Source organism: Dolichospermum sp. DET69 (genome assembly GCA_017355425.1).
In the GTDB taxonomy this organism is placed as follows: Bacteria; Cyanobacteriota; Cyanobacteriia; order Cyanobacteriales; family Nostocaceae; genus Dolichospermum.
The window spans coordinates 5,816,909-5,839,262 of sequence record CP070233.1; the positions used below are offsets into that span (position 1 = coordinate 5,816,909).

The following is a 22,354-nucleotide window of genomic DNA, read 5'->3' on the forward strand; positions in this document are numbered from 1 at the left end:
ACACAGTGTTTTACAGTAATATTGTTGACTGCTGGAAGTTCACCAAGCCCACCTAACAAGAATGTTATACTTATTGTGGGGTGGGCTTCTAGCCTGCCCATATTATATTTAATTGTGCATGATGAAAAGAATAGAAGTTGAACAAAGAACTATTTTTGTGGGTTTAGCTGGTAGTCATGGTTATGGTTTAAACCGTCCAGAATCAGATTATGATTATCGAGGTGTATTCATTGCTCCTAAACGCTATTATTTAGGATTTGATAGTATTGAACAAAAGGATTCTGGTTGGGACGAACCAGGAATATTTCCATTTATAGATGGTAATGAAGATACGGTTATTTATGAATTAAGGAAAGTTATCCACTTATTGGCTGGTGCAAATCCCAATGTTTTAGAATTGCTCTGGTTAAAAAATTATCCTTTCTTAACAAATATCGGACAACATTTAATTAATCACCGCCATTTATTTTTGAGTAAAAAGGTAAAACATACTTATTCTGGTTATGCTTTTGCTCAACTTAAAAAAATCGAAACTCACCGTAAATGGTTGTTAAATCCACCTACTAAAAAACCTCTTCCTGCGGATTTTGATATTATAGATGAAATTCCTTTAAGTAAAGATGAATTAAATGCTTTTCTAGAATATCTTTATCTTTTGATTAGGGGGAAAATTGAGTTTTTAGAAGAGTCAGAGCAGTTATATAAGTTATTGACAGCGGATATTGATTTTAAAGGTCTTTTAAAACAATACACTTTAGCAGATGAAACTTTAGAATATACGCAAAATTTAACTCATGGACGTAAAGACTTTATTCGTCTGTTGCAAAAAAGTCAAAGTTATCAAATTGCTTTAAGAGAATGGAAGGCTTATATATCTTGGCAGGAAAATAGAAATCCCGCTAGAGCAGAAATGGAAAAAAAATCAGGTTATGATTTAAAACATGGAATGCACTGTATTAGATTGCTGCGGAGTGGCTTGGAAATTTTGCAACGGGGAGAAGTAACTGTAGATAGAAATTTAGCTGGTGATATTGATGATTTGAAAGCTATTCTCCGGGGTGATTATGCTTATGAAGAGTTGATGAAAATGGCGGAAGATTTAGTAGCTCAAATGGATATTTTTTATAATCAATCTAGTTTACCACATCGTCCAGACTTGGAACAAATTAATGATTTGTGTATGGAGTTGGTAGAAATGCAAGGTTGGTAGGAAATCTGGAAATTGGAAAGATGTCTCCGGTAGGTTTCGTAATCAAGAAATTGTCTTTGGTAAAAAGTGGACTGAAGAACAAACGATTAAACTACTCATAGACATTCTAGAAATTCTAGCAGTTGTTCATCAACAAAATATTATTCATCGTAATTATAATTAAAATGTATCAACTAAACAAATATTAAAAAACAAGTTCAATTAAGATGCCAAAATTAAATATTGGAAGAAAAATAAAACAACAAATGAGTAAAAGGGGTTGGACAGAAGAAATGCTGGAATTAGTTTACTTAAATCCTGGTAAAACGGAAAAAACAAGAGATAAAAGGTATAATATGGATGGTACAAGAAAAGATGATCCTGCTACTGTATATTACATGAGTGATGGTGCATACATCGTTTGTAATGACATCACAGGTGATGTAGTTCAGGTAAGTGACATTAATGATCCTAATTGGATTGAAAAACAATACTAAATTAAATTTTTATTAATAAATACCAGTCATATTTTCACTAATAAGTAATTCAGGAGTAAAAAACATGAAATTAATTGATAAATATCAAAAAACAGGATTTATTAAAGCTGGAGAATTGCTATTAACTCCTGCTAATGCACTGGAATTTATTAACGAAATTGCAGAAAGAAATATTTCCGTTTTAGGTGTAGATTTATGGTATTATATCAATGATCAAATATCCGAAGATCCTGGATCATTAGATTTAAGTGAAATTGATGATTCTCAACAAAGTGTATCTATAGCTAAACAATTTATTACCCATAACTTACCAGAAGGAACAGCTTTTGTTTCTTTGGTTTTGAATGATTAAAATTAAAAGAATGCATTAGATAATTTAGAAGATTACTAGCAAAGAAATTAACCCACATCAAAAAACCTCTATAATTGCCAGTACATAGAGGTTTACGAGCTAAATTGCTCATCGTTAGATTGGGCTTGGGGTGTGCTGCTTAATGACTGGTGAAGTATTTGCAGTTTACCTGTTAATTGAAGTTATTAACTGGCTTTGCGTTGGGAGCTACTGCTGTTTTCGGAATTTCAATAACTGGGTTATTTAAAGCCACCATTAAAGGTGAATCTGTAACTGCTGGCTGTGTCGCTGTTGGTGTTAATTCTGTTGGTTGTGTTGTAGCAATTTCTAGCATTCTGGAATTACCTGAGAATAAACCAGATATTGCCCCCAGAATACAAGCGGCTACGACTGCACCACCTAATGTCCAATTCAAGCGGTAACGGCGATTAACACGGGCTAAAACTTGATTAATTGTTGTTTCTGATGACTGAGAAGTTGTTGGAACAGGTATACCCTGCAAACCTTGTCTAAGATTTAATAGTCTTTTATACAAGCATTTGATGGAGACATCAGTTGACAGCCACTCCTCGACTTGCCTGCGTTCAGTAGCTGTGACTTCGCCATCCAGGTAAGCACTTAATAACTCGAAACAATCGCGCTTCTCCATATTTATAGTACCAGTTGATTCATTGTTGCTTCTCAATGGCAGAAAATATATATTTTCGTTGACAGTCCTTAATATTTCTTAAAATCTGCCATAGAATTGAGGAAACATGATGTAGATTATAGAAGTTCTCTGTAAGCGCAAAACTCAGTTCTTTGACAAGCTCAAAAAACCCAGGCTTGGTTCCCTGATAGTGTTAATTATCTAGATAGCTTTGCAACTGAGTTTGTAATCTAGATCTGGCTCTAGCTATTCTAGATTTCACCGTTCCCAGAGAAACTCCGGTAATTTCGGCAATTTCCTCATAAGCCATGCCTTCAATTTCTCTCAAAACAATTGTAGTCCGAAAAACCTCCGGTAAATCAGCGATCGCTTCTCGCAACTGCTCATAAAATTCTCTGGTGGTCATTTCCTCATCTGGACTTGGGGTATCACCGGCAATTTCCCAGTCCATTTCCCCGTCATCTAATAAGCGCGGAGCGTCCAGTGACAGGGGACTAGCTACTCGTTTGCGTTTACGTAATTCATCATAAAACAAGTTGGTGGCAATACGACTTAACCAACCCCGGAACTTAGCAGGTTCTTGTAGTCGGTTAATATTTCTATAGACACGAATCCAAACTTCCTGGGCTAAATCGGCTCTGTCAGACCAATCAGGGGCTAAATGATATAAAACTCGATCAACTTGAGTCTGATAGCGACGCAACAGTTCTGAAAAGGCAGTTCGGTCTGGACGCGATCCGACTTGACAGCGCAAAATGAGATCGTGGTTTGAGAGTTTGTCAACTGGCACGGATGCTGCTGGGTAGGTGGCATCAACTGTTGACCAAGATACACTAATGGATTGACTCATGGATCAGGCTGGCGTTAAATCACTCCTATCTATTAGACTTGATCATAAGTCAAAAGTTCCTCAGTAAGGTGACGGATTTATAATCGGAACACGGAAATATATAGAGAAAGGAGTTTTTAGCTTTTTATTCATCGTAGAGTAGGTATGGAAAAGTAATGCAAAAGAAGACACGGATCAACTCTTTGTTAAATTAGGAATAGTGATCAGATTGAAAACTGTCCACTAAATACTTGACTGGTAATGAATAGGCAATGGCAATGGCAATGGCAAGAAATGAATCTGTAGCGAGTATGGTCATGTTTCTCTGTTTTGGTACGGCAATTTTATCTCTGGCTGTCCATTGGCACACTATGAGAACAACAGCGCAACTAGATCCGTCTGCATCCACACAGGTTTATCCCCAGGGTTCACAGGTGGAAATTGGGAATAGTGCAATTGCTGCTTCCGTACCTACCTCTCCCCAAAAATCTGCTGAATGGACAACACAGAAATCAAGTCTGGATAGTTTTGCAGATCCAGTCAATCAGAGAAAGCGGTCAATCCCAGTATTAAATAAAACTCAAGTGGTGGTGGATTTAAGCGATCGCCGTGTCTATGTTTTTCAATATAATGAAGTAATAGCTAGTTACCCAATCGCTATCGGCAAAAAAGGCTGGGAAACACCAATTGGCAATTTTAAAATTATCCACAAAGAACACGATCCCATTTGGCGACATCCTATTACAGGTGCTGTCTTTGCGGGGGGTACTGATAGTCCTTTAGGAGATAGATGGATTGGTTTTTGGTCTGATGGTCGGAACGAACTTGGCTTTCATGGTACACCGAATGTTGATTTGGTGGGAGCGGCTGTTTCTCACGGCTGTCTCAGAATGCGTAATTCTGATGTCAGAATGTTGTATAGTCAAGTCAGTATAGGTACACAAGTATCAGTTCGTGAATAAGAATATGGTAGCAATTACCAAGTCAGGCTTCGCAGTGAGTGTCATTCGATGCCACAGCGTCGCATTTGACTCGGTGACTCCTAGGCTTCACGAAAAGACTTATTTAGCAAACCCTAGTACAGTCCGGCGTAAGTTAATGAACCATTCCAAATCTGTGAAAAGCTTATGCTGTATTCATTCTAAATTCTAAATTCTAAATTCTAATAGTTATTTTCCCTCAAAATTAGATGCGTGAGTCTGGAGTAATGTAGTAACTTGAGTTAAAACTTCTGGACCAATGTTTTTGTTCAATGCTTGACGTTCTGGGAAGAAATTAGGTCTATCTAAATACTTAGATATGGCTTCGCTGACTTGTTGGCATATTAAACCATCAAGTTCTGTTTTAGCTTTTTCTCGTTGATATTTCGCACCTTCTTCTGTCGTTGCATAGAGAGGAGGTAGTCTATTGAGGGCATAGGCAGTTATATCTCCCACATCTAGAGAACTTTCGCTGGTTACTTCAATTTCTGCTACTTTGGCAATTACTTTGGTTAGTACCAACTCTTCCATGACGTTGATAAATTGTTTGCGAGGTACTGCTACTACCTCACCAGTCAACAATGCACCCATGAGGCGATCTAAGGCCATGTACTCTTCGATTGACAATTCTGAAGCGTTATCGCAAATATGCCCAACTTCTGCTTCCATTGTCGCAGTTAAGTGACCATCTTCAAGAGCTTGTTGTACTATTTTTTCAATACTCATAAAACATTGTGGGTAGTGTGTAACAATTATAGGATGAAAAAATGTATTTCTGGATGGAAACATCAAATTTCCCATAGCTACTACCGCAGAGCGGAATTTAGAATGAATATAGCATAGGCTTTTCACAGATTCGGAATGGTTCATTAACTTGCGCTTACGCATTGATAAAAATACTGAATATATATGGCTCTAGAAATCACATTTATTGTAGGGGCGTATTGCAATACGCCTCTACTTATCTTTTAGCTTCTAAACTCGCCAGCCAGGGAATCAATTCCCTGTCTAATAGCTCAAGTCCACTAAAGTGGACTAAAGATTTTCGGGATATTTAGTCATCTTTTGATGACTTTTGTTATTAGACTGGGAATTTATTCCCAGGTGGGACATCGGTTTTACGTTAAGTTGACACTAATGAAGCTCTTGCTTTACCCCTAGGATAAATGTGGTTTTTATAGCAAAATATATTTGATATTTTTTGTCAATGCGTAAGTCCTATCTATTTAAAAAATACACACTTGAATTTTTAAATCATGCTACACTACACAGCATGATGTATATGCCTAATGGTAGTATACTAAACACGGGTTAGAAATGGATTTTTTCAGGATTAGGACAAAAATAGACGTGTAGGGGTTTAGCAGCCCGACTGGGAATGAATTCCCAGTCTCATAGCTCAAGTCATCTGAAGATGACTAAATATTCCAAAAATCTTTAGTCTACTTTAGTAGACTTTGGTTAAAAGCCTGTGAAATTCAGTTCTGGGCGGGTGTAGAAGCTAACAGATAGGTAGGGGCGTATTGCAATACTTAACGTAAAACCTAAATCCCGACTGGGAATGAATTCCCAGTCTCATAGCTCAAGTCATCTAAAGATGACTAAATATTCCAAAAATCTTTAGTCTACTTTAGTAGACTTTGGTTAAAAGCCTGTGAAATTCATTTCTGGGCGGGTGTAGAAGCTAACAGATAAGTAGGGGCGTATTGCAATACACCCCTACTATAAATGTGGTTTTTATAGCAAAGCTCCAATTTTACCAATCATACATTTAACCAAATCTATGAATCTCTTTCTTAATTCCGCCCTGACACTAACATACAATCAACTGAAAACTGTTTCTGGTGCAAACAACTTTTGGCAAGTTTTTGATACTTCCTTTAGTAACCAATACAACCGCAGTGCAGCAGAAATTCTGCGGTTACAGTGGAAAAAAGGTGATTTCACTCAACTTCCCCAAATAGAGATTCTGAGTAGTAGCATTCTGGGCAATGCGAATGGTGCTTATGCTACTAGCACAAATAGGATTTACTTGTCAGATACCTTCGTTGCCAATGCCACAACTACAGCCCTGAGTGCAGTATTGTTAGAGGAAATTGGACATTTTGTAGATGCTCATATCAACCAGACAGATAGTTCTGGAGATGAAGGAAAGATTTTTGCCGACTTAGTACAGGGTAAAACTCTAGATGTTGCCACATTACAGCAATTAAAAGCAGAAAATGACCAAGCCACAATTACCCTCAATGGGCAAACTATCCAGGTAGAAAACTCAACTCCTGCAACAGCCTGGACAAAGCTGTTGGGAGGTAGCAGTTATGACGAAGCCAAAGCCCTAACCACAGGCAGCGACGGTGCTATTTATGTCAGTGGCTATACTGGTAGCAACCTGGATGGACAGAGTAATAATGGTAGTTTTGATGCCTTTATCACCAAATACCTACCAGATGGCACCAAGTCCTGGACAAAGCTGTTGGGAGGTAGCAGTTATGACGAAGCCAAAGCCCTAACCACAGGCAGCGACGGTGCTATTTATGCCAGTGGTTTTACTAATAGCAACCTGGATGGACAGACTAATAATGGTAGTTATGATGCCTTTATCACCAAATACTTACCAGATGGCACCAAGTCCTGGACAAAGCTGTTGGGAGGTAGCAATTATGACGTTGCCTATGCCCTAACCACAGGCAGCGACGGTGCTATTTATGTCAGTGGCTATACTAGTAGCAACCTGGATGGACAGACTAATAATGGTAGTTATGATGCCTTTATCACCAAATACTTACCAGATGGCACCAAATCCTGGACAAAGCTGTTGGGAGGTAGCAATTATGACGATGCCAGATCCCTAACCACAGGCAGCGACGGTGCTATTTATGTCAGTGGCTATACTGGTAGCAACCTGGATGGACAGAGTAATAATGGTAGTTTTGATGCCTTTATCACCAAATACTTACCAGATGGCACCAAGTCCTGGACAAAGCTGTTGGGAGGTAGTAATTATGACGATGCCAGATCCCTAACCACAGGCAGCGACGGTGCTATTTATGTCAGTGGCTATACTAATAGCAACCTGGATGGACAGACTAATAATGGTAGTTATGATGCCTTTATCACCAAATACTTACCAGATGGCACCAAGTCCTGGACAAAGCTGTTGGGAGGTAGCAATTATGACGTTGCCTATGCCCTAACCACAGGCAGCGACGGTGCTATTTATGTCAGTGGCTATACTAGTAGCAACCTGGATGGACAGACTAATAATGGTGGTGGTGATGCCTTTATCACCAAATACTTACCAGATGGCACCAAGTCCTGGACAAAGCTGTTGGGAGGTAGCAATTATGACGTTACTTATGCCCTAGCAACAGTCAGCGACGGTGCTATCTATGTAAGTGGTTCTACTTTAAGCAACCTGGATGGACAGACTAATAATGGTGGTCTTGATGCCTTTATCACCAAGCTAGATATCGCCCCTACCATTGATTTATCCCTATCACCCAGTAGTGTAACTGAAGATGGCGCAGCTAATCTGGTTTACACCTTTACTCGTGATATTACAACCAACGCCTTAACCGTCAACTACAGCATTGCGGGTACAGCAAACAGTAGCGATTATACAGGGGCAACCCCAGGCACAGGAAAAACCATTACCTTTGCAGCTAATTCAGCCACGGCAATTTTAACCATAGACCCCACAGCAGATACCACCTTTGAAAGTGATGAAACGGTAGCTTTAACACTCGTTGCGGGAACAAATTACACTATTGGGACAACAACAGCCGTCACAGGAACTATTATCAACGATGATTTGTTACCTAGTATTAACCTCAGTGCCAATCAAACCATTGTTGAAGGTTTCACAAGTCCCCAAAACCTTGGTTATACAGTTACTCTTTCCAGTGCCAGTGATCAAAGCATTACCGTCCAATATGCCACTGCTAACGGTACAGCCATAGCAGGAGCAGACTATACCAGCACTAGCGGAACTCTCACCTTTAACCCTGGTATTACCAGTCAACTCATCAATATTCCTATTCTCAATGATGACCTAAATGAAGTCAATGAAACCTTTACTGTGTCTCTAACTTCCCCTACAAATGCCGTATTAGGGACAACTAAAACTGTCACTACCACCATCAGTGATACCGTGACTGCTTCTGTTACCACCACCCTACCAGCCAATGTGGAAAACCTGACTCTAACAGGAACAACCGCGATTAACGGTACAGGTAATGCCGGCAATAACGTCATTACGGGTAATAGTGCTAATAATACCCTTACAGGTCTGGATGGCAATGATACATACTCTTTTGTTGCTAAAACTGCATTAGGAACTGACACAATTATCGAAACCACAACAGGTGGAATTGATACCCTTGACTTCACAGGCACAACTACTGCTATAAATGTGAATTTAGGTGTAAGCACCTTGCAGACAGTTAATAGCAACTTGAAACTCATTCTCTCTGCCAATAACGTCATTGAAAACGCCACCGGTGGCACAGGAAATGACCGGATCACGGGTAATACACAGAACAACCTGCTGATTGGCGGTGATGGAAATGACATCCTACAAGGACTAGGAGGAGATGATATTTTGTGGGGAGGAGCAGGTAATGATCTTCTCAACGGTGGCAGCGGTAATGATAGCCTCTGGGGAGGACTTGGTGATGATATCTTAACGGGAGGAGTTGGTAATGATAAATATCTCTTTCAAAGCTCTAGTGTCTTTGCTACCAGCTTAGGCATTGATTACATTAGCGAGTTTGAAGCAGGATTAGACCAAATTGTATTAAGTAAAACCACTTTTAACGCCATTACTGATACTGTCGGACAGGCTTTAACCGACTTTGCCGTGGTGACAAATAATGATTTAGTAGACGGAAGTGCTGCTCGTATTGTCTTTAGTCAAAGCTCTGGTAGTCTGTTCTATAACCAAAATGGTGCTGCTTTAGGTGCAACATCAGTGTTTGAATTTGCTTATTTAGGTAATCCTGATATCACTCTCAACAGTAGCGATTTCAGTTTGCTTGTTTAGCTTAATATCTACTGTTGGGTAGGGGTTTAGCACTGCTTATAGGTGTCAACTTAAGTAGGGGCGTATTGCAATACGCCCCTACTTAATCAATTTTTTGAGCTTTCCAAGGTAGTGGATCAACAGATTGTCCATTCACATACAAACCCCAGTGTAAGTGTGGTCCTGTAGATGCACCTGTTGAACCTACTGCACCAATTTTTTGCCCTGCTTGCACAAAATCACCTTCTTTGACATTAATACGACTTAGGTGCATGAAAATGCTCACAACTCCTTGACCGTGATCAATACCTACTACGTTACCATGAACCCGAAATCCTTGGGAGACTGTACCAACTAAAGCAACCCGTCCAGCCGCAGGGGCGATTACACGTGAACCCTCTCCCCCCGCGTAGTCCTGTCCACGATGGTAATAGTCTTTGGCAAATTCACCATTGTAGTAGCGACGGACACCATATTTAGTAGATGTTCGCCCAGCATTGGGAGCGAGGAAAGCACTACTCCAATATTTTTCCGGTGTTTGCAGGGCTTTCAATTCTTTTACTCGCTTCAGTTCATATTCAGTAGCATCAACTCCAGCTTTTCCAGGTGGTAAGGTAATGCGTTGAACGGGAAATTTGCGATCGCGCACCTTTACTGATATATTTTGTTCTTGTCCATCTTCGGAAATTTTAATTGTTCTGACTCCAGCTTTTTCTAAGGGAGTTGTGGGAACAAAAGAACGGTATTGACGAGGTGCAATTTCAAAAGCTGGATATGTTTTTTCCCCAACTGTCACGGTGGGATTACTAGTTTTTTCTTGAGCGTTTGCCTCAATTACTACGGAAATTGTATCTCCCAGTTGCGGATTTTTAGGTAATACCTGTACCTCTAAAGCCCTTGCAGGTAAACCTAAAGCCATAGGAACAGCAGCAATTATGCCTATGAATATTTGGGAATACGGTAATTTATACTTAGTCATTAGTTATTAGTTATTAGTTATTAGTCATTAGTCATTAGTTATTAGTCATTAGTGAAGACTATTACCTATAGCAGTATGCACTCTTGGTGAGATCCAGTCAGTAAATCGCAAAGCCTGTAGGGGCGCAGGGCCTGCGCCCCAGATACTATTACATCAAGAGCGATAACCGCCATATTACCCTTTCTCAACCTAGCGACTTAATTAATATAGACTTTTTGCATGAAAAAAGGTGAGCTTTTTCAGCCCACCCGACAAAATCAGAGAATATCCTACCAGGATTAACCTAACAATGCTTTGGCTGTAGCTAAAACATTATCAACTGTGAAACCGAACTTCTCTAAACAAATACCACCAGGAGCAGAAGCACCAAAAGTATCAATACTTACGGTATCGCCTTCAGAACCGATATATTTGTGCCAACCGAAGCTACTAGCAGCTTCTACGGATACACGTTTAGTAACAGCTTTAGGGAGAATTGATTCTCTATAAGCTGCGTCTTGTGTATCAAACAAGGTAGAGGAAGGCATAGAAACAACCCGAACTTTCTTACCTTCCGCTGTGAGTTTTTCCGCTGCACTAACACAGAGACTCAATTCTGAACCTGTACCAATCAGGATGATATCAGGTGTACCTTGAGAATCAACAATTGTATATCCACCCTTAGCAACACCTGCAATAGATGTACCGGCTAAGTTAGGGACATTTTGACGAGTGAACGCCAATAATGTGGAAGCGTGTGCTTTAGACTTCTCAATTGCGACTTTATAAGCTCCAGAACATTCGTTTCCGTCTGCGGGACGAATGACGGTTAAATCAGGAATAGCTCGCAGAGAAGCAAGGGTTTCAATGGGTTGGTGTGTGGGACCATCTTCACCTTGGCCAATGGAGTCGTGAGTCATAACCCAAATTGAGCCGGCTTCAGAAAGAGCAGCCAAACGAATAGCAGCCCGCATATAATCTGTGAAGATCAGGAAGGTTGCACCGTAAGGAATTAAACCTGAGTTATGTAACGCCATACCGTTACAGATTGCACCCATGGCGTGTTCCCGGACACCAAAGTGAATGTTGCGGTTTGCAAAATGTCCTTTTTGGAAGTCCCCAGCACCTTTGAGTTCAGTGAGGTTGGAGTGGGTTAAGTCAGCAGAACCACCGATTAACTCAGGTAAAACAGCCCCTAGTTTATTGAGGCAATTTTCTGAATGTTTACGGGTAGGTAATGCTTTATCTTCGGTTGTGTAGGTAGGTAATACTTGATCCCAACCGTCTGGTAATTTGCCGCTCACGAAACGTTCAAATTCCGCCGCTTCTTGGGGATATTTAGCTGTGTAATCAGCATAAGTCTTGTTCCAGTCAGATTCGTAACCAGCACCACGTTCTACTGCTTTACGTGCATAGTTCAGAGCATCTTCAGGAACGACAAAAGCATCGTATTCCCAACCTAAATTTTTGCGGGTAGCTATGGTTTCATCAGGACCCAAAGCGGCACCATGAATCCCAGCAGTATCAGCTTTGTTAGGAGAACCATAACCAATGGTGGTTGTCACCTTAATCAGGGTGGGTTTGTCTGTCACAGCTTTAGCTTCGGCGATCGCTTTGGCAATTCCTTCTAAATCCGTGTTACCATTTTTAACGTGCAGAACGTGCCAACCGTAAGCTTCAAACCGTTTGGAAACATCTTCAGTGAAAGCTACATCTGTAGAACCATCAATAGAGATGTGGTTGTCGTCATAAAGAGCAATGAGTTTACCTAATCCCCAGTGTCCGGCAATGGAAGCAGCTTCACCAGAAATTCCTTCCATGTTGCAACCATCACCAACAAGCACATAAGTGTAATGATCAACGATTGTGGCATCAGGTTTGTTGAATTTAGCAGCTAGATGTGCTTCTGCTACGGCTAAACCAACTGCATTGGCAATACCTTGACCCAAGGGGCCTGTTGTGACTTCTACACCCGCTGTAACAAAGTTTTCGGGGTGGCCTGGGGTCTTAGCACCCCATTGACGAAATTGCTTGATGTCGTCTATGGTAACGCTATCGTAGCCTGTCAAGTACAGTAAGGCATACTGCAACATTGAACCATGACCAGCGGATAAAACAAAGCGATCGCGGTTAAACCACTGAGGATTTTTAGGATTATAGCGCATGAAGCTATCCCAAAGGACAAAAGCCATGGGAGCCGCGCCCATCGGTAGTCCAGGGTGTCCTGATTTAGATTTTTCTATGGCATCTACAGCCAAAAAGCGGATGGAATTAATACAAAGTTCTTGGATGGATTGGGTTGCAACAGCCATAATCTCTTATTGTTAACGATGGGTTAGGAGTCTTTTTAGCTTTTTCTGGCTGGGTTCATTATCAAATGATCCCACTCTCTTTATCATCTCATTCCCAATTGTCAATAGACAAGCGGGATCTTCTGAGTTTTTAGTGATGAATAAAGCCGATAATTTGGTTATCCTCAACTAACGGTTTGGCGAGGAATAATCTCTATCATACTTGCCATAGGTTCACTTCTTTAACAGCTAACCAGGAGCAAAATTATTTAGGGATTGATAATACAAGTCTTGGTAATGGGTAATTAAGTGATTAACTTTACCTGTCACCTATTACCTGACTAGCAAGTATCTTTAGTGAGTAAATTTCTTGAAGGCTAGAGTAACATTATGACCACCAAAGCCAAAGGAATTAGATAAGGCTATCTCAACTACTTGAGCGCGGCTGGTATGGGGGACATAATCTAGATCGCATTCAGGATCAAGATTTTCGATATTGATGGTAGGGGGAATTTGATCATGAGCGATCGCTAAAATTGTCGCTACGGCTTCAATCCCACCAGAACCACCTAACAAATGTCCTGTCATGGATTTAGTAGAACTGATAGCTACTTTATACGCATGATCTCCCAAAGCTTTTTTAATCGCCTTAGTTTCATTCACATCATTTGCTGATGTACTAGTTCCATGAGCATTAATGTAACTTACCATTTCTGGGGCGATCGCCCCATCTTTTAGAGCTAATTCAATCGCTCTAGCCGCACCTAAACCACCAGGAATAGGAGAAGTCATATGATAAGCATCACAGGTCATCCCATAACCCACAATTTCCCCATAAATCCTAGCGCCACGACTAAGAGCGTGTTCTAATTCTTCAAGAATTAAAATTCCTGCCCCTTCACCCATGACAAAACCGTCTCTATCCTTATCAAAGGGACGACAAGCATGGGCTGGATCATCATTGCGGAAGGATAGGGCGCGAGCAGCCGCAAACCCTGCCACTGATAGAGGTGTCACTGCGGCTTCACAGCCACCGCAAATCATGGCTTTAGCATAGCCATTTTGAATCTGCCGGAAAGCATCCCCAATAGAATTAGAACCAGCCGCACAAGCTGTTACAGAACAGGAATTCGGACCTTTTGCACCAGTATGAATTGCTGTTAATCCTGCTGCCATATTGGCAATCATCATGGGAATCATGAAGGGACTACAACGACTAGGACCACGTGTTGGATCTAAATAAATGGTTTGTTGGTCTTCTAATACCTTAATCCCACCAATGCCAGAACCGATGATCACACCAACTTCTTCAGCGTTAAGATCATCAATTATTAAACCTGAATCTGCAACAGCTTGTTTAGCCGCTGCTACACCCAATTGGGCAAACCGATCCATGCGCTTGGCTTCTTTACGATCCAAATAATCGTGAGGATCGAAGTTTTTAACTTCACCCGCAATGCGACAATTATGTTTAGAGGCATCAAAAGCGGTGATATAGTCAATCCCATTCCGTCCGCTTAATAATCCTTCCCAATATTCGGCTGGTGTGTTACCAATAGGAGTAATCGCGCCTACACCTGTTATAACAACGCGGTTACGTTTATAGTCTGTCATGATGGCATTAAATATGGCGAAAAAGCAGCAGGTTGAACAGTTAAGAGGGCTGAGTTCCTAGTTAAGTATCCTGATTTAAGAGGATACTGTTTGCTCAATATTATGAAATTTTGGGACTTTTCTGAAAGTCGAACTTACAGTTTAGACGCTTACTATTCATGCACAGGCGGGTTTATTCAGTTAAACTGGATACCGTTAAAGTATTTCTTTAAACCCGCCAATACTGAATTACAACTTATCTATGCGGATGCAGGAACTTTATTGCTGATATAATCCACTGCGTCTTGAACAGTGAGAATTTTTTCAGCTGCTTCATCAGGAATTTCGATATCAAATTCTTCTTCTAAGGCCATAACTAACTCCACTGTATCTAGGGAATCAGCCCCTAAATCATCAACAAAATTAGCTCCTGGAATCACAATGGAAGGATCTTCAACAGAAAGTTGTTCAACGATAATTGCTTTAACTTTTTCAAAAATATTGGATTGGCTCATAAATAAAAGTCCTTAACAAGTTGCTATGATTTGCTCTAAATGAACAAAGTTTTTTTTGGCCATATACATCTTATCGGAAAGGGTGAACCTGAGTATAGGTTCTATCATTAAAACTGGGGATTAAAATCCGAGATAGAGAGTTCAATGGCCCAAGTACCAATCAATAAAATCCCCATCATCTCTAAACAGTCAAGCAAATATACTTTTATGCTATCTAAAACGCTAAAATACGCTTATTATCCAGGTTGTGTAGCTCAAGGAGCTTGTCGGGAACTGTATCTATCAACCCAATCTCTCACTCAAGCCTTGGGTATTGAACTGGTTGAACTAAAAAAAGCCGCTTGCTGTGGTTCTGGTACATTTAAAGAAGATTCTCAACTATTAGAAGATACCGTTAACGCCAGAAATATCGCTTTAGCAGAATCCTTAAATCTCCCTTTACTCACCCATTGCAGCACTTGCCAGGGTGTAATTGGTCATGTTGATGAACGATTAAAAGAATGTCAATCCACAAATCCCGAATACCTCACCAAAGTTAATGGGTTATTAGAAAAAGAAGGCTGTTCTCCTTATCGGGGGAGTACAGAAGTGAAACATCTTCTTTATGCTTTAGTCACAGATTACGGTTTAGAGGAAATTACACAGCGTGTCACTAAAAAACTAAGCGGATTAAAATGTGCGGCTTTTTACGGCTGTTATCTGCTCCGCGCTCAAAAGTCTATGCCCTATGATGACCCTTTTCAACCCGAAGCAATGGAGAATGTATTTCGGGCAATAGGTGCAACACCTGTTTATTATCGTGGTAGAACTCAATGCTGCGGTTGGCCTTTGTCCAGCTACGCAACAACAGAATCTTTCCAAATGGCCGGAAATCATATCCAAGAAGCTTTAGCTAATGGGGCTGATTGTATTGTGACACCATGTCCTCTGTGTCATTTAAATTTAGATTCTCGTCAACCAGAAGTAGAAAAAGTAATTGGACAAAAGTTAGGTTTACCAATCTTACATTTACCTCAATTGATTGCTTTAGCTTTAGGTGTCAGTCCTGAAGCATTAGGTTTAGAACGACATATTGTGTCTACAAAACCAGTTTTAGAAAAATTAGGATTCTCATAAACGTAGGGGCGCAGGGCCTGCGCCCAAAATTCAGAACTCAGGAGAAAGAAAGAAATAAGAAAATTACCCATTACCAATCACCGATTTTTGATATTCTTCTTCACTGATTAAATCCTGATTGTTTTCCACCCGATCTAAAAATACTAATCCTTCCAAATGATCATATTCATGTTGAAAGATTCGGGCAACAAAATCAGTTAATTCTTGTTTTTGTAAATTACCATTTCGGTCTGTATATTCAATTTCAATTGTTTGATATCTAGGAACTAAACCCCTAATTCCCGGCACACTTAAACAACCTTCCCAATCTTTAATCATTTCTGAAGAATGGGCAACAATTCGAGGATTTATCATTGCTGTTGGTGGCATTTCTGGAGCATGGGGATATCTGGCATTAGGATGAGAAGCGACGATAAATAAACGGTAGGATGCTGCTATTTGTGGTGCAGCAATTCCCACACCATTAGCTTGAACAACTGAGGTAATTAATTCATCAATTAGGTTTTGAATTTTTTCATCTTGAACATTTTCAACCCAAATAGCTTTTTGTCGTAATATCGGATTACCTAATTTAATGATTGGTGCTAATTCATTCATTGTTATCACAGTCATTCATTGACCATTAATAATTAATAATATTGAGAAAATCTTCAGCAGTGATAATCGGGCAAGAAAAATTATCTTTTAAACTGAGTAAATCATGATCGCCAGTCACGAGATAATCAGCCTCACTGACTACAGCTAGAAGTAAAAAAGGCACATCAAACGGGTCACGACATTCAGGAATTACAGGTAAGCGATCAGGCATCGCCACAGCCTCACAAAACAGGATATAATCCGAGATTAAATCTTCTTGCTCCGTTGGCGTGAGCTTAAACTTGGGATAAGCCAGCACTCGAATCAACTCAGTGGTTGTCGCTTTAGAAACTAGGGGAATGAAAAGATCATTCTGCCATGCTAAACGAAGCCTAGATACTTTGCCCCCAAATATCAACGCCGAGACTATAATATTAGTATCAATTACAACACGAAGAGAAGCCATCACAATTGACGCGCCCAAGCTACCGCATCAGCCACATCCTGCTCACTCAGGTCTAATTCCGCCAATTTAGATCGAACCGCATCAGCCCTCTGAATTTTCACAGGAGTGAGAATAATTTGCCCATTCTCTACCTTGACCTCAAAATACTCGGACTCTCCCATTATTTCACGGGTAATACTTTTAGGCAGCGTTAGCTGATTCTTAGAAGTTAATTTGGCGAGCATGACTTGTCTCCTAGCCTTTACAGAAAATGTAAGGAATCCTTACTTGAGTATATACAAAAAAACATCTTTTTTTTACTATTCATTGATAATCAATTTTACCAGAACCACCTAACCGCCTGGGAATGAATTCCCAGTCTCATAGCAAAAGTCATCTAAAGATGACTGAATACTAGGAAAATTTATTAGTCTGTTTTAACGGACTTGAGCTATTAGACAGGGAATTTATTCCCTGGCGGGTGTGGAAGCCAAACAAATAAGCCATCTGTAGCTTATAGCGTAGCGTCCTGTAAGCTATCATTTCCAGGCGCGCTTGCACAACACCTAACAGATCATCAGGAGTTAGCCCATTCAAGTTCAGTGTTTCAGAGGATTTGATCAGGGTCATCGGTTTAGGTGCTTGGTGTAGATGTTGTCAAATTACTTATAATTGACAATACACTAAAGCGTAGATACAAGCAAGTGTTACTTTTAACAACTTAATATTTGTTTACTGTAGTACCCAATCCCCATTACCCATTACCAATCACCCATTGCTACTGATTAATTTCTGATATTCTTCTTCACTGATTAAATCCCGATTGTTTTCTACACGATCTAAAAATACTAATCCTTCCAGATGATCATATTCATGTTGAAAGATTCGGGCAATAAAATCAGTTAATTCTTGCTTTTGTAAATTACCATTACGGTCTGTATATTCAATTTGAATTGTTTGATATCTAGGAACTAAACCCCTAACGCCAGGTACACTCAAACAACCTTCCCAACCTTTTACCATTTCTGAAGAATTGGCAATAATTCGGGGGTTAATCATTGCGGTCGGCTGCATTTCTGGTGCGTGGGGATATCTAGCATTAGGACGGGAAGCCACGATAAATAAACGGTAGGATGCTGCTATTTGTGGTGCTGCAATTCCCACCCCATTAGCTTGAGCAACTGAGGTAATTAATTCATCAATCAGGTTTTGAATTTTCTCATCTTGAATATTCTCAACCGCAGCAGCTTTTTGTCGTAATATCGGATTACCTAATTTAATGATTGGTGCTAATTCATTCATTATGTTTCAAATCTATTTTTTTAATTCCTGTTTCCATCCTCTTCATCCTTTAATCGGTGGACATCCTGATTCAGACAGTTTTATTTCAATTTAAATACAGCACTTCCCGCTGTTATGAGGTACATATCTAGCGGGCAAGATGCCCGCACCACAAGAGTTTCATGATTCAACTTTGTACCTCATAAAAGCGGAAACCGCTGTAGATCACCGCTTTTTGAAGTGATAGTGATTATACCATTGATGATGTGCGATCGCCTTCCGTCGTTTGCGTCGCCTTGTACCTCGCACGAGTTACGGAATAAACGAAGCACTCCGCAGCTTAGAGGACACGGAAGAGCTGCCAAATGTGATGAAAAGTAAAAGCAAAAGCAAAAATAAATCATCCCCTGGTCAAATGAAATTACCTTGGGATAATTGGGAAATTATAGATTCAGACATCAGCAAGGTAGCTGAAAAGTTTGTCAAGGCTAACTGCACTTATAAGTAACTGCATTTTTCTTAGTTTAGCAACTTGGTTTAGCAATGCTCATAAATTTGACATACCTCTTTACCAAAACCACCTAACCGCCGTCAGCTAAACAAATAAGCCATTTATACTGAGGTTGCATAAGTATATGGTATCTGTGGCTTAATTTACCCCTACCTAATACGAATACTGTTCGCTTTGTGGAACTCATTCACACAAATCTAGCTAATAATTCCTCACGGGATAATTGTAAAAGCAAAGGAGTAAATTCCTCTCTATTCATAGCAATGAGAGGGTTGATAATTGTTGCTAATTGTGAATCAACTTCCCCAAAACGCACTTGCAAGATACTTTCAATCATAGCGCGTCTTTCTCTTTGTATCCCTCTATCAAGTCCTTCTTGTCGTTCTTGTTTTTTAATCTCTTCTAACTGTTGTTGATACATTTGGGATAATTTCATAATTAACTCCTGATCATCTTGATCAATATCGTGTTCCTGACGCTGACGAGCCGATAACACAGCAATTAGGTTATGTACTAATTCTATAATATCCCCAAGGAACGGACTATTATTTGCTAGTGCTTCTAATTCTTCCACTGCTTGTCTTTGTACTTTTCCTCTCCCTAAAACCCGTAAAAACAGTGTTTCGGGTGTACTGGGTAGTTGATGAATCGCTACAACTACGGTTTTTAACCCTGTTGATAAAAAATAAATGCCTTTTCCCCAGTTTGTTTCATCCAGAGTACCATTAAAGCTCTCTAGTATATCTACCGATGCTGTTGGCGTAAAAATCCATAATTGGGCTAATTCAGTTTCATTGATTCGCGTCTCATTGCGTTTAGCTTGCCGTTCTAAATCCGCATGAACGTCAAATAATTTACCTATACAACTGCGAATTTCACTTCTGCTGACAGGATTACGGAATGGTTCAAATATGGCATAATTTGTGGCCATTCTCCCCAGCAAACCTAGTTTTTCTAGGCTTTGTGCCGGTTGTGGGTCAGGAATAAATAATAGGTCAATTTGTCTAACTTCTGCGGTAATATCTTTACTGGTTTCTACTTGTCCATAAGGTGTTAATAGTTCTGTTAGATATTGTTTTGCAAATTGATCATGTATAAAGCGAGTCATCTGATTTTAATTCCTGTTGCCATCCTGTTCATCCTTTAATTCTGGATATCCTGATTCTGACAGTTTCTAAGGAATTTTATTCCTTGTTAACTGGTAAAGGTGCAGGTTTAACTAAGAATTGAGAAATTTTGCCATTACGCTCGACTTTTACTTGTAAAGGAATGCCAATTTTACTATTTTCTACTATTTTTTGAACCTCATCAACTTTGAAAACGGGTTGATTATTCATACTTTTGATCACATCTCCTGGACGTAATCTAAGTATGTGAACACAATAAAACCAATCTGTGTAACGAAAAGTAAAATCGCCCAAACCCTCTTCACTCTCGCCTCTTGCTTAGTGCCATAACGACGATTTTCAATGCTAACCTACTTAGATGTCAAGTTGCTATTTCCTAATCCCATAAAACCACAGAAAAGGATCATGACAATGAGTACAGAATATCATGTCCAACTTATTCAAGCAGGTAACACCCAAACCTTAATAATTCCTCAAGAATTAAACCTATCAACAACAGAAGTAATTATCCGACAAGAAGACGGAAAACTGATCATAGAACCCTATCAGAAAAAATCCCTCCTGGAAATTTTTGCCACCTTAGATGATATTGAAGAAGATTTTCCCAATGTTGATGAAGGATTATTATCCCTAGATGATATTGAACTGTAAAAATGTCTTATTCTTACTTACTCGACACTAATATACTGCCAATGTTCGTGAATTTTCTCGCGTTCCTAATTTAAAAGTAGAAAACTGGCTTAAATCTGATTAAGAAAGCTATGAGAAATGAAGAATAAACACAAAAATCACGTGAATTATATTCAACACGGCTTAATTATTTGATTTAAGCGGGTAGGGGTTTAGCATTGCTAAACCCCTACAAATCTAGGTTTTTCGTGATTTTACTTTCATTCCATGTCCCAACCGTTTTGAGTATAAAAATTTTGGCGTTGCATAATATGGCGATCGCCATGGAGGCTATTAGCAACGCCAAGTTCTATCAGTTTTGAGAATCTGGGTAGGAAATCCCGGACAAATGACTAAATATCAATTTTCTTTATTAACTGGTAACGGTGCAGGTTTAACTAAGAGTTGAGCAATTTTCCCATCACGTTCTACTTGCACTTGTAAAGGAACACCAATTTTACTATTTTCTACTATTCTTTGGACTTCATCAACTTTGAGAACTGGTTGATTATTAATAGTTTTGATCACATCTCCTGGGCGTAATCCAGCGATCGCTGCGGGGGAATTAGCAACAATTCTCACTAAGAGAATTCCTTGATTTGCAGATAAATTTATTTTACCACCAAATCTAGCAATTATTTTTTCCTTAACTTCTGGTGTTAATGTTACCATTTGTATTCCCAAATAGGGATGATCAACTCTACCTTTAGCAATTATTTCCTCAGCAATTTTTTGGGCAGTATTAATAGGAATAGCAAATCCTAAACCTTGAGCGCCTTGAATAATTGCTGTATTCATCCCAATGACTTCACCACGGTAATTTAGTAATGGCCCACCGGAGTTCCCAGGATTAATTGCTGCATCTGTTTGCAGATAATCAACACGCTTATCACTGGCACCAATATCACTACTAGAACGATCTGTGGCACTGATAATTCCAGAGGTGACAGTATTATTTAAACCCAAGGGATTACCAATAGCGATAACGGCTTCTCCTGGTTGCAAAGTATCCGACTTACCTAAAGCTAGGGTGGGTAAGTTATTAGCTTCAATTTGAATTACAGCAACATCTGTTACCGCATCTTCACCTAATACCTTACCTTTAAAAGTCCGGCCATCTTTGAGAGTAACTGTAACTAAATCAGCACCGTCGACAACGTGGGAATTAGTTAAAATTTGCCCAGATGAATTAATGATAAATCCCGAACCGCTACCTCTTTCTACTCTTTCTCTTTGTTGTGAAGGGACTCTATTGCCAAAAAAGCCGCGAAAAAGGGGATCGGAAAATTCGTCTGGAGCTTGAGTGGTGACAGTTCTAGTGGAATCAATGCGAACAACTGCACCTCCTACTTTTTGTACGACTTTGACAACAAAGTTAGGATCTCCAGAGGAGGAAAAAATCGCACCAGGAGCAATTTCTGTTGTGGTTGCAGTAGTTTTTTGTGCTTGAGCATTGCTAGGTTCAATTTCTGAGGTGGTTTTTTTGAAACTGGTACAACCTCCGAGCATGAAAACGGCTACACCACACACTGCTACCCATTTTTTACCCTTATTTCCCAAGTTTTGGAGGAAAAACCTGGTATAAATATTTTTAGATGCTCGGTTATGATTATTAATCTTCATGATCTGGTTATTGCTTGTGTATTCGTTAGTAGGTGTTAAGATATTGGCTACTTGGTTTTTAGGAAAATGATTATAGGTGACACAGAAGTAATTACGAATTAGTAATGACGAATTACGGATAAAGGTGGTGTGA

General features: G+C 39.7%; 21 protein-coding genes. 7 read left to right on the plus strand and 14 right to left on the minus strand.

Translation table 11 applies throughout. From position 1 onward, the window contains the following. The first annotated feature begins 121 nt into the window (after positions 1-121). From EZY12_26620 to EZY12_26630, 3 genes are all read left to right on the plus strand, one after another. A complete protein-coding gene (locus tag EZY12_26620) occupies positions 122-1,210 on the plus strand; it encodes a nucleotidyltransferase domain-containing protein (protein ID QSX70851.1) in 1,089 nt (362 codons plus the stop codon). A gap of 206 nt (positions 1,211-1,416) precedes the next feature. After that, positions 1,417-1,686 (plus strand): hypothetical protein, encoded by a 270-nt coding sequence (locus EZY12_26625; GenBank protein ID QSX68135.1) that lies wholly within the window; start codon positions 1,417-1,419, stop codon positions 1,684-1,686. A gap of 64 nt (positions 1,687-1,750) precedes the next feature. Further along, positions 1,751-2,038: a hypothetical protein gene (locus EZY12_26630; protein ID QSX68136.1), complete on the plus strand. Its 288-nt coding sequence runs from the start codon at positions 1,751-1,753 to the stop codon at positions 2,036-2,038. Between the two features lie 172 nt (positions 2,039-2,210). Here the strand turns inward: EZY12_26630 and EZY12_26635 are convergent, their stop codons facing one another. Together EZY12_26635 and EZY12_26640 are read right to left on the minus strand one after the other, a co-directional pair. Then, entirely contained in the window at positions 2,211-2,687 is a 477-nt protein-coding gene (locus EZY12_26635) for a zf-HC2 domain-containing protein (GenBank protein QSX68137.1), read from the minus strand. A gap of 193 nt (positions 2,688-2,880) precedes the next feature. Further along, the gene (locus tag EZY12_26640; protein ID QSX68138.1) at positions 2,881-3,537 is read right to left on the minus strand and encodes a sigma-70 family RNA polymerase sigma factor; all 657 of its coding nucleotides are present in this window, start codon (positions 3,535-3,537) and stop codon (positions 2,881-2,883) included. Between the two features lie 257 nt (positions 3,538-3,794). On the opposite strand from EZY12_26640, the gene EZY12_26645 reads away from it, so the two are divergent. Then, entirely contained in the window at positions 3,795-4,478 is a 684-nt protein-coding gene (locus EZY12_26645; GenBank protein ID QSX70852.1) for a L,D-transpeptidase family protein, read from the plus strand. Between the two features lie 207 nt (positions 4,479-4,685). Here the strand turns inward: EZY12_26645 and EZY12_26650 are convergent, their stop codons facing one another. After that, a complete protein-coding gene (locus tag EZY12_26650; protein ID QSX68139.1) occupies positions 4,686-5,222 on the minus strand; it encodes a late competence development ComFB family protein in 537 nt (178 codons plus the stop codon). Between the two features lie 1,057 nt (positions 5,223-6,279). Between EZY12_26650 and EZY12_26655 the strand changes: the two genes are divergently transcribed. Next, entirely contained in the window at positions 6,280-9,537 is a 3,258-nt protein-coding gene (locus EZY12_26655) for an SBBP repeat-containing protein (GenBank protein ID QSX68140.1), read from the plus strand. An 82-nt stretch (positions 9,538-9,619) separates the two neighbouring features. Here EZY12_26655 and EZY12_26660 read toward each other — a convergent pair whose 3' ends face one another. The 4 genes from EZY12_26660 to acpP form a co-directional block, all read right to left on the minus strand. Then, positions 9,620-10,495, minus strand: a complete 876-nt coding sequence (locus tag EZY12_26660) for a M23 family metallopeptidase (protein QSX68141.1) — start codon at positions 10,493-10,495, stop codon at positions 9,620-9,622. A 278-nt stretch (positions 10,496-10,773) separates the two neighbouring features. Then, positions 10,774-12,786 (minus strand): transketolase, encoded by a 2,013-nt coding sequence (tkt, locus tag EZY12_26665; protein ID QSX68142.1) that lies wholly within the window; start codon positions 12,784-12,786, stop codon positions 10,774-10,776. A gap of 333 nt (positions 12,787-13,119) precedes the next feature. After that, a complete protein-coding gene (fabF, locus tag EZY12_26670) occupies positions 13,120-14,379 on the minus strand; it encodes a beta-ketoacyl-ACP synthase II (GenBank protein ID QSX68143.1) in 1,260 nt (419 codons plus the stop codon). Positions 14,380-14,618: 239 nt separating this feature from the next. Further along, positions 14,619-14,873, minus strand: a complete 255-nt coding sequence (acpP, locus tag EZY12_26675) for an acyl carrier protein (GenBank protein QSX68144.1) — start codon at positions 14,871-14,873, stop codon at positions 14,619-14,621. Between the two features lie 207 nt (positions 14,874-15,080). Between acpP and EZY12_26680 the strand changes: the two genes are divergently transcribed. Then, on the plus strand, positions 15,081-15,989 hold the full coding sequence (locus EZY12_26680) for a CoB--CoM heterodisulfide reductase iron-sulfur subunit B family protein (GenBank protein QSX68145.1): 909 nt from the start codon (positions 15,081-15,083) through the stop codon (positions 15,987-15,989). Positions 15,990-16,052: 63 nt separating this feature from the next. Here EZY12_26680 and def (EZY12_26685) read toward each other — a convergent pair whose 3' ends face one another. The 6 genes from def (EZY12_26685) to EZY12_26710 all read right to left on the minus strand — a co-directional run bounded on the left by def (EZY12_26685) (position 16,053) and on the right by EZY12_26710 (position 20,139). After that, positions 16,053-16,586 (minus strand): peptide deformylase, encoded by a 534-nt coding sequence (gene def, locus EZY12_26685; GenBank protein ID QSX70853.1) that lies wholly within the window; start codon positions 16,584-16,586, stop codon positions 16,053-16,055. Between the two features lie 25 nt (positions 16,587-16,611). Beyond that, positions 16,612-17,031 (minus strand): putative toxin-antitoxin system toxin component, PIN family, encoded by a 420-nt coding sequence (locus EZY12_26690; protein QSX68146.1) that lies wholly within the window; start codon positions 17,029-17,031, stop codon positions 16,612-16,614. After that, positions 17,031-17,255, minus strand: coding sequence for an AbrB/MazE/SpoVT family DNA-binding domain-containing protein (locus EZY12_26695; GenBank protein ID QSX68147.1), 225 nt, complete (start codon positions 17,253-17,255; stop codon positions 17,031-17,033). Before EZY12_26695 ends, EZY12_26690 begins: the two co-directional genes overlap by 1 nt. Before the next feature lie 523 nt (positions 17,256-17,778). Beyond that, positions 17,779-18,312: a peptide deformylase gene (gene def / locus EZY12_26700; GenBank protein QSX68148.1), complete on the minus strand. Its 534-nt coding sequence runs from the start codon at positions 18,310-18,312 to the stop codon at positions 17,779-17,781. Positions 18,313-18,989: 677 nt separating this feature from the next. Continuing rightward, a complete protein-coding gene (locus EZY12_26705; protein ID QSX68149.1) occupies positions 18,990-19,910 on the minus strand; it encodes a hypothetical protein in 921 nt (306 codons plus the stop codon). 76 nt (positions 19,911-19,986) lie between these two features. Continuing rightward, positions 19,987-20,139, minus strand: coding sequence for a hypothetical protein (locus EZY12_26710; GenBank protein ID QSX68150.1), 153 nt, complete (start codon positions 20,137-20,139; stop codon positions 19,987-19,989). Positions 20,140-20,340: 201 nt separating this feature from the next. Here EZY12_26710 and EZY12_26715 point away from each other — a divergent pair, with 201 nt between their 5' ends. Beyond that, the gene (locus EZY12_26715; GenBank protein ID QSX70854.1) at positions 20,341-20,580 is read left to right on the plus strand and encodes an AbrB/MazE/SpoVT family DNA-binding domain-containing protein; all 240 of its coding nucleotides are present in this window, start codon (positions 20,341-20,343) and stop codon (positions 20,578-20,580) included. A gap of 378 nt (positions 20,581-20,958) precedes the next feature. On the opposite strand, the gene EZY12_26720 is transcribed toward EZY12_26715, so the two are convergent. Next, complete coding sequence (locus tag EZY12_26720; GenBank protein ID QSX70855.1) at positions 20,959-22,221, minus strand: trypsin-like peptidase domain-containing protein; 1,263 nt, start codon at positions 22,219-22,221, stop codon at positions 20,959-20,961. Between the last annotated feature and the right edge of the window lie 133 nt (positions 22,222-22,354).

Coding starts and splice junctions, on each gene's coding strand:
- EZY12_26620 (QSX70851.1), top strand. CDS start 122: ATGAAAAGAATAGAAGTTGAACAAAGAACTATTTTTGTGGGTTTAGCT.
- EZY12_26625 (QSX68135.1), top strand. CDS start 1,417: ATGCCAAAATTAAATATTGGAAGAAAAATAAAACAACAAATGAGTAAA.
- EZY12_26630 (QSX68136.1), top strand. CDS start 1,751: ATGAAATTAATTGATAAATATCAAAAAACAGGATTTATTAAAGCTGGA.
- EZY12_26635 (QSX68137.1), bottom strand. CDS start 2,687: ATGGAGAAGCGCGATTGTTTCGAGTTATTAAGTGCTTACCTGGATGGC.
- EZY12_26640 (QSX68138.1), bottom strand. CDS start 3,537: ATGAGTCAATCCATTAGTGTATCTTGGTCAACAGTTGATGCCACCTAC.
- EZY12_26645 (QSX70852.1), top strand. CDS start 3,795: ATGGCAATGGCAAGAAATGAATCTGTAGCGAGTATGGTCATGTTTCTC.
- EZY12_26650 (QSX68139.1), bottom strand. CDS start 5,222: ATGAGTATTGAAAAAATAGTACAACAAGCTCTTGAAGATGGTCACTTA.
- EZY12_26655 (QSX68140.1), top strand. CDS start 6,280: ATGAATCTCTTTCTTAATTCCGCCCTGACACTAACATACAATCAACTG.
- EZY12_26660 (QSX68141.1), bottom strand. CDS start 10,495: ATGACTAAGTATAAATTACCGTATTCCCAAATATTCATAGGCATAATT.
- tkt (QSX68142.1), bottom strand. CDS start 12,786: ATGGCTGTTGCAACCCAATCCATCCAAGAACTTTGTATTAATTCCATC.
- fabF (QSX68143.1), bottom strand. CDS start 14,379: ATGACAGACTATAAACGTAACCGCGTTGTTATAACAGGTGTAGGCGCG.
- acpP (QSX68144.1), bottom strand. CDS start 14,873: ATGAGCCAATCCAATATTTTTGAAAAAGTTAAAGCAATTATCGTTGAA.
- EZY12_26680 (QSX68145.1), top strand. CDS start 15,081: ATGCTATCTAAAACGCTAAAATACGCTTATTATCCAGGTTGTGTAGCT.
- def (QSX70853.1), bottom strand. CDS start 16,586: ATGAATGAATTAGCACCAATCATTAAATTAGGTAATCCGATATTACGA.
- EZY12_26690 (QSX68146.1), bottom strand. CDS start 17,031: ATGGCTTCTCTTCGTGTTGTAATTGATACTAATATTATAGTCTCGGCG.
- EZY12_26695 (QSX68147.1), bottom strand. CDS start 17,255: ATGCTCGCCAAATTAACTTCTAAGAATCAGCTAACGCTGCCTAAAAGT.
- def (QSX68148.1), bottom strand. CDS start 18,312: ATGAATGAATTAGCACCAATCATTAAATTAGGTAATCCGATATTACGA.
- EZY12_26705 (QSX68149.1), bottom strand. CDS start 19,910: ATGACTCGCTTTATACATGATCAATTTGCAAAACAATATCTAACAGAA.
- EZY12_26710 (QSX68150.1), bottom strand. CDS start 20,139: ATGAATAATCAACCCGTTTTCAAAGTTGATGAGGTTCAAAAAATAGTA.
- EZY12_26715 (QSX70854.1), top strand. CDS start 20,341: ATGAGTACAGAATATCATGTCCAACTTATTCAAGCAGGTAACACCCAA.
- EZY12_26720 (QSX70855.1), bottom strand. CDS start 22,221: ATGAAGATTAATAATCATAACCGAGCATCTAAAAATATTTATACCAGG.